Genomic DNA, 11970 nt, shown 5'->3' with positions numbered 1-11970 from the left:
ACCGGTAACCCCATATCCAGACCACTTACGCAACAGCAAGAACCTCGGCGCAAGAAACTATCTTGCCCGGAAGCTGACTAAAAGCTGAATATTTTATTTTCACGCCTGGAATCAAGGCTAAAATTCGCGCAGATCGTGTTCTCACGATCACGATTTTTTCTGTTACACCGGAATCCGCATTCATGAAACGAATTGTCCTTTTCTTAATCACCAACCTGGCCGTCATGCTGGTGCTCAGCGCCTCCATGAATATTTTGGGTGTGGGACGTTACCTGAACGCGCAAGGTCTGGACCTGACTCAATTGCTGATTTTCTCGGCTTTGGTCGGTTTTACCGGCGCCATTATCTCCTTGCTGATGAGCAAATGGATGGCCAAGCAAAGCGTGAACGCCCGTGTCATTGACCCTAATGCCCCCGCCAATGCCGAAGAGGCCTGGCTGGTCGATACCGTGCACCAACTGGCCGACCGTGCCGGTATTGGCCGCCCCGAAGTGGCCATTTACGAAGGCGAGCCCAATGCCTTTGCCACCGGCGCTTTCAAGAATGATGCTCTGGTCGCCGTGTCCACCGGCTTGCTGCGCGGCATGACCGAAGAAGAAGTCATGGCGGTGCTCGGCCACGAAGTTGCCCACATTGCCAATGGCGACATGGTCACCCTGACCCTGATCCAAGGCGTGGTGAACACCTTTGTGATCTTTCTGGCCCGTCTGGCCGGCTACTTTGTTGACCGCGTGCTACTGCGCAATGATCGCGATGTGGGCATGGGTTACTACGCCTCGGTCTTTGTGTTTGAGCTGATTTTTGGCGTGCTGGCCTCCATCATCGTGGCCTGGTTCTCGCGTCAGCGTGAATACCGTGCTGATGCCGGTTCCGCTCAGTTGCTGGGTTCGCGTCAGCCCATGATTCACGCGCTGGCCCGTCTGGGCGGCATGGCTCCTGGCGAACTGCCCAAGAACTTTGAAGCCTCCGGTATTTCGGGTGGTCGTTCGATCAGTGCGATCTTCGCCTCCCACCCTCCTATCGCTGCACGTATTCAGGCTTTGCAAAGCGCTCAATCAGTCTAAGATCCCAGGCGGCCTGAACGGCACAGCCAAATAAAATGCCCCAAAAGCCTGTGTGCTTTTGGGGCATTTTTTATGCCTTGGCGCAAAGTTAGCGTATGGGCTGCCGGACAATCATCTTGTTCCGACTCGACGACGCTTTGCTCCAATCACTCAGATAGATCTCGTGATACACGCCCAAAGGCTCCAGCCCTTCCTGCGGCAGGAACTTCGTATAGAGCTGCGACAACAAAGCTGACAGATCGGCTGGGGAGCCCACATGCATCACCTGCACGCACTTGCCCTCCGTCACGGCTTCCCACCTGGGAGCTGGAGCGTTCCCCAACTGAGCACGCATCTGGGCCACCGCGCCTTCCAGACCCGCCTTATCGGTCCATACAGGCAAGGTCACTTGTACACGCCACTGCCAGTTTTCCCGCCGCCCTGCTTCCACATCTTTCGGATCCGCAGCCCAGTACAGAACTTCGACCGGCGCTTCCATAAAGTCACGCCCCATGCGTTGGCGTGCCTCTCGACGGATAGGCTCAATAGCAAGCTGCAAGGTCTTGATAGCCGCCCCCACCGCAACAGGCTCGGGAGCACCTTTGCCATCCAGAATGGCAAACGGCAAAGTGGGCACATCCAGCACCCGAAAATGGTGCTGCAAAGGCGCATACAACATCTTCAGGGCTGGGATATCCTGGCTTAAATCGATCATGTTTTCGTAAGCCATAAAAAGGTCTCACCTAACTCCAAACCTAATCAGCAAAGTGATATTCCAAAATATCGTCACCGAACTCATCACGCTGGCCGCTTTCGGTCCAGCCTAAATGACGATAGAAACCATAGGAGCGCACCTGAGGATCACTATTACAAGCCAGGAACAGGCGCGTAAAACCACGCCCCTGCAAGTCCTGCATCATCTGTGTCAGCAAACGACGGCCCAGACCCAGGCTTTCATAGTCGGGCAACAGCGCCAACACCATGATCTCGCCGCTCTCGCTATCACCGAAGCAATAGCCAGCCATCTGCTCATCGACCAGGGCCACATAGCCGGGGCAACTACCATCCTCAATACCTGCGGCCCAGCTTTCGGCGGTAATTCCCAAGGCGGCCAGATCCTCTTCAGAAAAAGCATTTTCACGAGTCAGTCCCCGGATACGCAGGCATTCGCGGGCGTCATCAGGCACTGCAGCGCGCAAGACTATCTTGCTCATTCACTACTCCAATATAAAAAGGGCAATGACGGCAAATCATCACGTCATCGACCATACAAAAGACTTAAGGGGTGTCAGTGTTGAGTTGGCTCAACCACTGGGCAATGTCGCCCACGACCTGGGGCATGGCCGAGCTGCCATCGGCCTGCGTCATGACGTGATCCAGATCGGGATAGCTGCGCCACACCACATGCGGGTTATCCACCTGTGCCACCATCTGGGCAGCGGCTTGCGGCGAGACCGAGGTATCGCGCCCGGACTGAATCACCAGAGTGGGGATAGCAACCCGTCGCAGCACCTCGGCCTGATCCAGATTCAGCATCTGCTGCCACCAATCGCGTCCATGTCCGCTCATCCGAGTATCCAGGCCGGCCCTGGCCTGCCTCAAAAATTCGCCCAAGCCATCAAGCATGGTTTGCTTGTCGGCAGCCGGCATCTCTTGGATTGAGGCGCTATAGAGCACATCATCCTGGAACCAGCGCCCGCCGCCATTAAAACTGATGGCCGCATCCAGATGCGAAGTCTGGGCCGCCAGCAAATGAACAATCACCGCTCCCTCGCTGCCACCCAAGGCAAAAAGCTTGTCATAGCGGGTCTGACTTTGCAGCTGTTTTAAAACCGCATCCAGATCAGCCACACGCTGTTGGGGCTGGTCGCGCTGAATATAGTCTGTCGGGCAGTCGCTACGCTCGGGATCGTCGCTATCAGGCAGCGCGGCCGTCAGCGCATATTTTTCCACCGCCAGCACCTGGGCTTGTGGACGAGCCTTGGCCAGGGTTTCCCAAACAACTTTCTTGTGCGCCACGCTATTGCAATCCGAGCCTTGCACAACCAGAAGCAGCTCATGCACACCTTCTTGAGGGGCGATGGCAGGCTGGACGTAATAATGAATGATGCTGCCATCTGCACGCGCCAATTCATGTAGCTGCGTTTGAGCATAAGCCTGGCTGCCCACGCCCCCAGAGATAGCAAGGCCCGCCAGGCGGGCCAGAGAAATTGAATAATCCATGCCGCACTGTGGCACAGAATGATGAAGATTTGATGGAGAAAAATGGCGGACTCGCCGCCATGAAAAGGGACCAGCCAGCAAAGAGCTGACCTGACCGGGGGAGACATCAAGCCATCACACCCTTTGCTGGCTGGTGTCCCGCCGCCGGTCGCCATTTGCCCAAAAAGACGACCGGACTGGCAAGACTCAAGGCTTCATGGGATTGGTCTTTTCTGGATTGATTTGATAGCGCTGCAAAGCATCGCTAACCAACGAGCGTGGCACCGAACCTTCGTCGGCCAAGGCCTTCAAGGCCGAGACCACGATAAAGTGCCGGTCCACTTCAAAGAACTCGCGCAGCGAGGCCCGTGTGTCGGAACGCCCAAAGCCGTCCGTCCCCAAAACCAGCAAACGACGCTCCGGCAAAAAGGGCCGGATCTGCTCGCCCACAATCTTCATATAATCCGTGGCAACCACAATCGGGCCTGCATGCCCTTCCAGGCAAGACTGCACATAAGGGATACGCGGCTCGCTTTCCGGGTGCAAGGTGTTCCAGCGCTCCGTATCCAGGCCATCACGACGCAGTTGGTTCAGGCTGGGCGCACTCCACACATCGCTGGCCACACCAATGTCCTCTTGCAGCAATTGTGCGGCAGCCAGCACCTCCATCAAGATAGAGCCACTGCCCATCAACTGCACACGCGGGGCCTTGGCTTTTTGCTGCGGTCCCGCCTGCAAGAGATACAGCCCTTTGATAATGCCCTGCTCCACCCCGTCCGGCATCTCGGGATGCGGGTAGTTTTCATTGAGCACGGTAATGTAATAGAACACGTCCTCCTGATCCTGATACATGCGACGAATACCATCCTGCATGATCACGGCCAGCTCATAGGAGAAGGTGGGGTCGTAAGAGCAGCAGCTAGGCACCACGCTGGAGAGCACATGGCTATGACCATCATCGTGCTGCAAACCTTCGCCCATCAAGGTGGTGCGACCCGACGTTGCACCAAACAAGAAGCCTCGTGTCCGTGCATCCGCCGCAGCCCAGATAAAGTCCCCTACTCGCTGAAAACCGAACATGGAGTAGAAGATAAAGAGCGGAATCGTGGGCACACCGTGATTGCTGTAGGCCGTGCCTGCTGCAATCCAGGAGGAGATCGCCCCGGACTCATTCAGGCCTTCCTGCAAGATCTGCCCGTCCTTGGCTTCTTTGTAATAGCTCAGCTGGCCAGCATCCTGTGGCGTGTACAACTGCCCCAAGTACGAGTGAATACCAATCTGGCGGAACAGACCCTCCATACCAAAGGTGCGCGACTCATCCGGCACGATGGGCACAATCAATTTGCCCAGTACCGGGTCTTTCAACAAGGTGCTCAAAATACGCACAAAGGCCATGGTCGTGGACAAACCACGCTCCCCTGTGCCTTTCAACTGGGCCGCAAAGCTGTCCAGCGTGGGCACCGTCAAGGCCGGAACAGAGGTTCTTCGCGATGGCACAAAGCCGCCCAGAGCAGCACGACGTTGCTGCAAGTAAACCGCTTCCGGGCTGCCTGGCTCGGGGCGCAGATAAGGCAGCTCTTCCAGTTGTTCATCCGTAACGGGTAGCTGGAAACGATCCCGGAAGGCACGCACGGCATCTGCGCTCATTTTCTTGAGCTGGTGATTGATGTTCTGGCCTTCACCAGCCTCGCCCATACCAAAACCCTTCACGGTTTTCACCAGAATTGCGGTCGGCCCGCCATGGCTGTTACGTGCGGCTTGGGCATACGCGGCGTAGACCTTGTCGGGATCGTGACCACCACGGGCCAGGGCCCAGATGTCGTCGTCCGACAAATCCGCTACCAGTTCCAGCAACTCGGGATATTTGCCAAAGAAATGCTCACGTACATAAGCGCCACTTTGGGACTTGAAGGTCTGATAATCCCCGTCCACGCATTCCATCATGCGTTTGCGCAGCAAGCCGGTTTTATCTTTGGTCAGCAAATCGTCCCAGCCTGCGCCCCAAATTACCTTGATGACATTCCAGCCTGCCGCACGGAAGTTCGCTTCCAGTTCCTGAATGACTTTGCTATTGCCACGCACAGGGCCGTCCAGACGTTGCAAATTGCAGTTGACCACGAAGATCAGGTTATCCAGCTTCTCACGCCCACCCACGGCAATGGCGGACAGGGACTCGGCCTGATCCATTTCCCCATCCCCCAGGAACGCCCAGACCTTGCGACCATCCATAGGCTTCAAACCACGGAAATCCAGATAGCGCATATAGCGTGCCTGATAGGCAGCCATCAAAGGCCCCAGGCCCATGGACACCGTGGGAAATTGCCAGAACTCGGGCATCAGGCGTGGATGCGGGTAAGACGACAAGCCACGACGCCCCGCCTCACGACGGAAGTTGTCCATCTGTTCATCATCCAGACGCCCTTCCACATAAGCACGGCCATAAATACCGGGGGCGGAGTGACCCTGTATATAGACCAGGTCACCATCAAAGCTTTCTGTGCGGCCCCGAAAAAAATGGTCAAAGCCCACGTCGTACAGAACGGCCGCGGACTGATAAGTAGCAATGTGTCCGCCCACATTGGAGTGCCGACCGGCACGCAGCACCATGACCATGGCGTTCCAGCGCACATAGGCATTGAGCTTGCGCTCCAGTTCCTTGTCACCGGGATACGGGGTTTGCTGATGCACCGGAATGGTATTCACATACGAGGTGGTCACGCGTGTGTACAGGTCACCGTGATGACGCGCATCGAAATCCAGCAATTGATCAATCAGATAGTGGGCACGGGGGCGTCCTACTGCCGCTGTGACCGATTCCAGGGCATCCAGCCACTCGGTCGTCTCTTGCGGGTCCACATCCGCGATCTGCAAAGCGTGATTCATAACAATCTCCAGGTGGATAGGCCGGATCCGCCACGCGACGTCCTCACGGCCTGAACAAGACGCAGGGCAGGACAAACCCTCACCCATACGATTGCAATTGCAACTACTTTATGAGCGCATCTTATCCGCGTATAATTGCATTTGCAACTAAAAAATAAATTCCTGGGGGAAAGAACGATGAGTCGCTCCGACACTGATCTGTGGTTTTCCTTTGTGCGCGCGCACCGCAGCATCCTGAAAGAAATCGAACGCAGACTGGCTGCCGAAAAGTTGCCACCCTATGCCTGGTACGACGTGTTGTGGGGACTGGAAAGCGGGCCGGAGGGAACCCGACGCATGCATGAACTGGCCGATCGACTGGTCATAGAACGCTATAACCTGACGCGACTGATCGACCGGCTGGAAGCCCAGGGGCTGGTCCAGCGCAGTCGCTCCTCGGAAGATGGTCGGGCCGCCTTTGCCAGCATCACGGATGAAGGCCGGGCCTTGCGCAAACAGATGTGGCAGATCTACCAAAGCGCTGTGCAGGAACTGTTTCTGTCGGCCTTTTCCGATCAGGAACAAACGCAGTTTGCACACGGGCTGGATCAGGCTGCCCGACAAGCGCGGCAATCCTCCAACACCTAGATGTGTCTAACTGATACCTGAGGCTCACGCTTGTAAGAGGCGCTGGGCTATTATTTAGCAATGAAAGAAATCTTCGCACTTCTCGATTTCGGGGGTTATATCGCCTTGCTCCTGTGGGGTATCCACATGGTGCAAAGCGGTGTGCAACGCGCCTTCGGTGCCGAACTGGGCATCTGGATGGGTCATGCCCTGGGGCGTCCCCGCCGTGCTTTTGTTGCCGGAGCGGCCATTACGGCCGCCATCCAAAGCAGTACCGCCACCGGGCTGATGATTACCAGCTTTGCCGCCACCGGCATGGTCGCCCTGGTTCCGGCCCTGGCCGCCATGCTGGGCGCCAATGTGGGTACGACGCTGATCGTGCAACTGCTGTCCTTCAAAATGACCGCGCTGGCCCCGGCCCTGATTCTTCTGGGCGTCTGGCTGTTCCGCTCGCAGGAGCCTGGACGCCGTCGTGACCTGGGTCGCGTCTTTATTGGTCTGGGCCTCTTGCTGCTGTCCCTGCATGAACTGGTGGGCTTGTTCTCCCCCATTCAGGACGCCCCCCTGCTGCAAACCATTCTGGAAGCGCTGGCAGGCAGTCCCATGACGGGCATGTTGCTGGCCGCTTTGCTGACCTGGGCCGCACACTCCAGTGTGGCCATTGTGGTGCTGATCATCTCGCTGGCCAGTCACCAGCATATGGACCCGCAACTGACCTACGCATTGGTGCTGGGTGCCAATGTGGGTACCGCTATCAACCCGATTCTGGAAGGGGCTGGCGGCTCCAAGGACCCAGCCAACAAACGTCTGCCCATCGGCAACTTGGGCACACGTGTGTTTGGTTGTCTGGTCGGCATGATTTTGCTGCCCTGGATTCCGGATTTGATGAGCTGGTTCACCAATGACCCAGCTCGTGCTGTGGCCAACTTCCATACCTTCTTCAACCTGGCCGTGGCAGCCTTGTTCCTGCCTTTACTCAAACCCTATTCGCGTCTGCTGAGCCGTTATCTGCCCCGCCGCACCGACCCGGATGATCCCGGCCTGCCCTTGTATCTGGACCAGTCCGCCCAGGAAGTGCCTGCCGTGGCCTTGGGCAATGCTGCGCGTGAGGCGCTGCGTCTGTCCGATATGCTGCAGGAAATCCTGGATACGGCTCGCCAGAACATGCTGAACAATAGCGCCCAAAGCATTAACCATGCGCGCTATATCAGCAATGCCGTCAACCGTCTGGAGCCGCTGATCACCACTTATCTGGCCAGTATGGACCAGGAAAACCTCAGCAAGAAAGATACCCGTCGTCTGAACGATATTCTGACGTTCTCCACCAATATCTCGCACGCCGCCACGATCAGCGTCAATGGCTTGCTCAGCCACACGGCCAAGCTGCGTAAACAAGGCTGGATACTGCAATCGGAAGAACAGGCCGAAATCGGCAAAGTCATGGACAGGCTGATTCGCAACCAGCGTCAGGCAGCAGCCCTGTTTGTGGCCGAAGATGTAAAAACCGCCCGCTTCCTGGCCTTTGAAAAAGACTTCTTCCGCGAACTGGAAGTGGCGGCGGGAGACCGTCATATTCGCAAGATCAAGGCCGGACAGCTGGATTCCGCCGAGCAGGGCTCCTTGTACCTGGAGATTTTGCGCGACGTGCGTACCATCAACTCCTATCTGGTCAGCGCCGCCGCCTATCCGATTCTGGCCAAGCACGACGAGTTGCTGCCCAACCGAGTGCGCTCCAACGAGGAATAAACAGACTGCAGCCAGGCGGTGAAAACAAGCCGCTCTGCTACTTAAAAAAAGGCGACCATCAGGTCGCCTTTTCCTTTAGCTTGCCAGGAAGCCTTAGTGAGCCTGTTCCCAGTTATCACCCACGCCGACTTCAGCCACCAGCGGCACATCCAGCTTGGCTACATTGCACATCAGGCCCGGCAGGTTTTCACGCAGAACATCCAGCTCGTCTTCGGGTACATCGAATACCAGCTCGTCATGTACCTGCATCACCATCTGCGTGCGCAGCCCTTTTTCTTCCAGCCAGCGCTGCACAGCCACCATGGCCATCTTGATCAGGTCGGCCGACGTGCCCTGCATCGGCGCGTTAATGGCGGCACGCTCTGCACCGGCCATGCGTGGCCCTTTCGCGCCCTTCAGTTCAGGTAGCCACAGACGGCGACCAAACACGGTTTCCACATAACCCTGCTCATGCGCCTGCGCCTTGATGCGCGTCATGTAGCTGGCCACGCCAGGATAGCGGGCGAAGTAGCGATCAATATAGGCACGGGCTGCATCACGAGTAATGCCCAGATTGCTGGCCAGACCAAATTCGCCCATGCCGTAGATCAGACCAAAGTTGATCGCCTTGGCCGCACGACGCTGGTCCGAGCTGACGTCCTTGGCATCCACACCGAAGATCTCGGCAGCGGTTGCCGTGTGCACGTCCCCGCCCTGCTCGAACACCTGCTGCAGATTCTCGTCGCCCGATACATGGGCCATGACACGCAATTCGATCTGGGAATAGTCAGCCGACACCACTTTGCCCAGTTCAGACACGAAAGCGGCGCGAACACGGCGGCCTTCTGCGGTACGCACAGGAATGTTCTGCAAGTTGGGATCGGAGGAAGCCAGACGTCCGGTAATGACGGCAGCCTGTGCATAACGGGTATGCACACGGCCACTGTCCGGGTTCACCATTTTGGGCAGTTTGTCCGTATAGGTGGACTTGAGCTTGGCCAGGCCACGATATTCCAGCAGTACCTGGGGCAAGGGGTAATCCTGAGCCAAACGGGTCAGCACATCCTCATCAGTAGAGGGGGCACCGCTGGCGGTTTTACGAACCACCGGAATACCCAGCTTGCCGAACAGAATCTCGCCCACTTGCTTGGGGGAGTTCATATTGAAAGGTTGGTCGGCCAGCTCGTAAGCCTTGTTTTCTAGTTCCAGCATTTTCTGGCCCAGCTCGTGGCTTTGGCGCGCCAGAGTAGGCACATCAATCTTGACGCCATTGCGCTCCACAATGGTCAGCACGTCCGACGCCTGCACTTCCAGCAAATAGATACGCTCCAGCCCCTCTTCCTTGGCTACTTGAGGGCGCAGGCACTGATGCAGACGCAAGGTGTAATCCGCGTCTTCACAAGCGTATTGCGAGGCCACGGGAATATCCACCTCGTCAAAGCCGATCTGCTTGGCACCCTTGCCGCAAATATCCTCGTAAGAGGCGCCTTTCAGACCCAGCCATTGCAAGGCCAGCTCTTCCATGCCGACACGCTTGTGCGATTGCAGAACATAAGCCTGCAACATGGTGTCCTCGCGAATACCGCGCAGGCTGACTTTTTCATTCAGCAGGACATGGGTATCGTATTTGGCGTTATGCAGGACCTTGGCCGCCTCTGCGCTTTCCAACCAGGGGCGCAGCGTTTCCAGCACATAGTCTTTATCCAGCTGTTCTACATCCAGCGAGCCACGATGAGCCACCGGCACATAAAAAGCCTGCCCCGCCTTGACCGACACCGACAAGCCCACCAGACGCGCCATCAAGGGGTCCAGGGAGGTGGTTTCGGTATCCAAGGCCACCAGCTCGGCCTTTTCCAGCAGGCTTAGCAGGGTCTGTAGTTGTTCTTTCGTCGTGACGGTCTGGTAATCCAGCTCGGCAGGCGCAGCAGGTGTTTCAGCCTCGACACGGGCATCCTGGGCAGGAACGCGCTTGGGATCATCCGTCAATTCACGCAACCAGGTGCGAAAACCGAAGGTCTCGTAGATATCCTGCAACACGGCGTTGTCGCGGGGCTCTGGCTCCAGCGCCTCGAAATCCCCGGTAAACCCAGGCACTTCGCAATCAAGTTTGACGGTGACCAGTTTGCGCGTCATTTCAAAGTTGGAGCTGAAGTCGCGCAGATTCTGGCCGGCCACTCCTTTGATTTTGTCGGCATGCTGCAACAGTTCATCCAGACTGCCATATTCGCCCAACCACTTGGCGGCCGTCTTGGGCCCCACCTTGGGAACGCCGGGAATATTGTCCGAGGTGTCGCCAATCAGCATCAAATAATCGATAATCTGATCTGGGCGTACCCCATACTTGCTGGTAACGCCTTCTACATCCAGCTTTTCGTTACTCATGGTGTTGACCAGCTGCACATGCTCATTGACCAGCTGGGCCAGGTCCTTGTCCCCGGTAGACACCACGGTCTCGATGCCATTTTCTGCCGCCAGACGGGAAAGCGTGCCGATGATATCGTCGGCCTCTACGCCAGGCTGACAAATCAGATGCCAGCCCATGGCGCGTACCGCTTTATGAATAGGCTCTATTTGCACCGCCATATCTTCGGGCATGGAGGGCCGGTTAGCCTTGTATTGATCGTACAGATCGTCCCGGAATGTGCGGCCTTTGGCATCAAATACGCATACCATATAGTCCGCTTGATAATCCTGTAGCAGACGGCGCAGCATATTGATGACCCCGTACAAGGCGCCTGTGGGCTGGCCTTGCGCGTTTCGCAGATCGGGCATCGCATGGTACGCTCGGTACAGATAGCTGGAACCATCAACGAGCAACAAGGTTTTTTTCATGTCTAACAATAAAATCGTCCGTTTACCGGCCTCTGAGCAGATTCCTACCATCATGAAGGAGCTGCAAACTGCGGTCGATACATTAAAAGAAATGGGTGCTGGCGTTAGTGTTTTCGGCAGCGCACGCATCAAACCCGGTCATCCTTACTACGAACTGGCCCAGGAACTGGGCCGTCGTCTGGCCGAAGCGGGCGTTACCCTGATTGCTGGCGGTGGCCCTGGCCTGATGGAAGCCGCCAATAAAGGCGCGTACGAAGCAGGCGGGCAAAGTATTGGCCTGAATATACGCTTGCCTCACGAAACCACCAACAACCCTTACCAGACACAAAGTCTGCAGTTCGAGTACTTCTACTCGCGCAAGGCCACCTTTTTCATGCACAGCTGGGCCTACATTGCCCTGCCTGGCGGTTTCGGTACCCTGGACGAGCTGTTTGAAGTCATGACCCTGGTTCAAACAGGCAAAGTCCCACCCGCACCCATTGTACTGATCGGCACTTCCTTTTGGTCCGGCCTGATCGAATGGATTGGTGACCAATTGATGGAGATGGGCCTGATTGGTCCGAAAGACCTGAATTTGCTGGTCCTGACCGACGATCTGGACGAGGTCATGGGCTACATCAACCAGTGCTGCGTAATGCCTAGGGCGGAACCCGCATTGCCCCAGTAAGGCGTACGGGTT

The 11970-nt window shown here is 56.7% G+C and carries 10 protein-coding genes; 4 read left to right on the top strand and 6 right to left on the bottom strand.

From position 1 onward, the window contains the following. Nucleotides 1-25: 25 nt before the first annotated feature. Nucleotides 26-184, bottom strand: coding sequence for a hypothetical protein (locus OSH04_RS17860; RefSeq protein ID WP_155624324.1), 159 nt, complete (start codon nt 182-184; stop codon nt 26-28). On the opposite strand from OSH04_RS17860, the gene htpX reads away from it, so the two are divergent. Then, on the top strand, nt 183-1064 hold the full coding sequence (htpX, locus tag OSH04_RS17855) for a protease HtpX (RefSeq protein WP_009457574.1): 882 nt from the start codon (nt 183-185) through the stop codon (nt 1062-1064). The genes OSH04_RS17860 and htpX overlap by 2 nt on opposite strands. Nucleotides 1065-1152: 88 nt before the next feature. Here htpX and OSH04_RS17850 read toward each other — a convergent pair whose 3' ends face one another. The 4 genes from OSH04_RS17850 to aceE all read right to left on the bottom strand — a co-directional run bounded on the left by OSH04_RS17850 (nt 1153) and on the right by aceE (nt 6128). Then, on the bottom strand, nt 1153-1773 hold the full coding sequence (locus OSH04_RS17850) for a GyrI-like domain-containing protein (RefSeq protein WP_266108983.1): 621 nt from the start codon (nt 1771-1773) through the stop codon (nt 1153-1155). A gap of 25 nt (nt 1774-1798) precedes the next feature. After that, nucleotides 1799-2257 (bottom strand): GNAT family N-acetyltransferase, encoded by a 459-nt coding sequence (locus OSH04_RS17845; RefSeq protein WP_266108982.1) that lies wholly within the window; start codon nt 2255-2257, stop codon nt 1799-1801. A gap of 64 nt (nt 2258-2321) precedes the next feature. Continuing rightward, nucleotides 2322-3266: an alpha/beta fold hydrolase domain-containing protein gene (locus OSH04_RS17840; RefSeq protein WP_266108980.1), complete on the bottom strand. Its 945-nt coding sequence runs from the start codon at nt 3264-3266 to the stop codon at nt 2322-2324. A gap of 186 nt (nt 3267-3452) precedes the next feature. Next, complete coding sequence (gene aceE / locus OSH04_RS17835; RefSeq protein ID WP_266108979.1) at nt 3453-6128, bottom strand: pyruvate dehydrogenase (acetyl-transferring), homodimeric type; 2676 nt, start codon at nt 6126-6128, stop codon at nt 3453-3455. Nucleotides 6129-6305: 177 nt separating this feature from the next. Between aceE and OSH04_RS17830 the strand changes: the two genes are divergently transcribed. Together OSH04_RS17830 and OSH04_RS17825 are read left to right on the top strand one after the other, a co-directional pair. Beyond that, nucleotides 6306-6755 (top strand): MarR family winged helix-turn-helix transcriptional regulator, encoded by a 450-nt coding sequence (locus OSH04_RS17830; RefSeq protein WP_035270761.1) that lies wholly within the window; start codon nt 6306-6308, stop codon nt 6753-6755. A 60-nt stretch (nt 6756-6815) separates the two neighbouring features. Continuing rightward, nucleotides 6816-8480, top strand: a complete 1665-nt coding sequence (locus OSH04_RS17825) for a Na/Pi cotransporter family protein (protein WP_035270762.1) — start codon at nt 6816-6818, stop codon at nt 8478-8480. A 93-nt stretch (nt 8481-8573) separates the two neighbouring features. Here OSH04_RS17825 and polA read toward each other — a convergent pair whose 3' ends face one another. Beyond that, entirely contained in the window at nt 8574-11291 is a 2718-nt protein-coding gene (gene polA / locus OSH04_RS17820; RefSeq protein ID WP_083053983.1) for a DNA polymerase I, read from the bottom strand. Here polA and OSH04_RS17815 point away from each other — a divergent pair. After that, complete coding sequence (locus tag OSH04_RS17815; protein ID WP_266108977.1) at nt 11290-11958, top strand: LOG family protein; 669 nt, start codon at nt 11290-11292, stop codon at nt 11956-11958. The genes polA and OSH04_RS17815 overlap by 2 nt on opposite strands. The last annotated feature ends 12 nt before the right edge of the window (nt 11959-11970 follow it).

The organism is Alcaligenes nematophilus, from assembly GCF_026344155.1.
GTDB classification, from domain to species: Bacteria; Pseudomonadota; Gammaproteobacteria; order Burkholderiales; family Burkholderiaceae_B; genus Alcaligenes; species Alcaligenes phenolicus.
The sequence above is the reverse complement of the archived record's forward strand: the minus strand, read 5'-3'. Positions and strand labels throughout refer to the sequence as shown.

Excerpts from the sequence above, each read along its gene's own strand:
- OSH04_RS17815 (WP_266108977.1), top strand. The coding sequence starts at position 11,290 with ATGTCTAACAATAAAATCGTCCGTTTACCGGCCTCTGAGCAGATTCCT.
- OSH04_RS17845 (WP_266108982.1), bottom strand. The coding sequence starts at position 2,257 with ATGAGCAAGATAGTCTTGCGCGCTGCAGTGCCTGATGACGCCCGCGAA.
- OSH04_RS17850 (WP_266108983.1), bottom strand. The coding sequence starts at position 1,773 with ATGGCTTACGAAAACATGATCGATTTAAGCCAGGATATCCCAGCCCTG.
- htpX (WP_009457574.1), top strand. The coding sequence starts at position 183 with ATGAAACGAATTGTCCTTTTCTTAATCACCAACCTGGCCGTCATGCTG.
- OSH04_RS17860 (WP_155624324.1), bottom strand. The coding sequence starts at position 184 with ATGAATGCGGATTCCGGTGTAACAGAAAAAATCGTGATCGTGAGAACA.
- OSH04_RS17830 (WP_035270761.1), top strand. The coding sequence starts at position 6,306 with ATGAGTCGCTCCGACACTGATCTGTGGTTTTCCTTTGTGCGCGCGCAC.
- OSH04_RS17825 (WP_035270762.1), top strand. The coding sequence starts at position 6,816 with ATGAAAGAAATCTTCGCACTTCTCGATTTCGGGGGTTATATCGCCTTG.
- aceE (WP_266108979.1), bottom strand. The coding sequence starts at position 6,128 with ATGAATCACGCTTTGCAGATCGCGGATGTGGACCCGCAAGAGACGACC.
- polA (WP_083053983.1), bottom strand. The coding sequence starts at position 11,291 with ATGAAAAAAACCTTGTTGCTCGTTGATGGTTCCAGCTATCTGTACCGA.
- OSH04_RS17840 (WP_266108980.1), bottom strand. The coding sequence starts at position 3,266 with ATGGATTATTCAATTTCTCTGGCCCGCCTGGCGGGCCTTGCTATCTCT.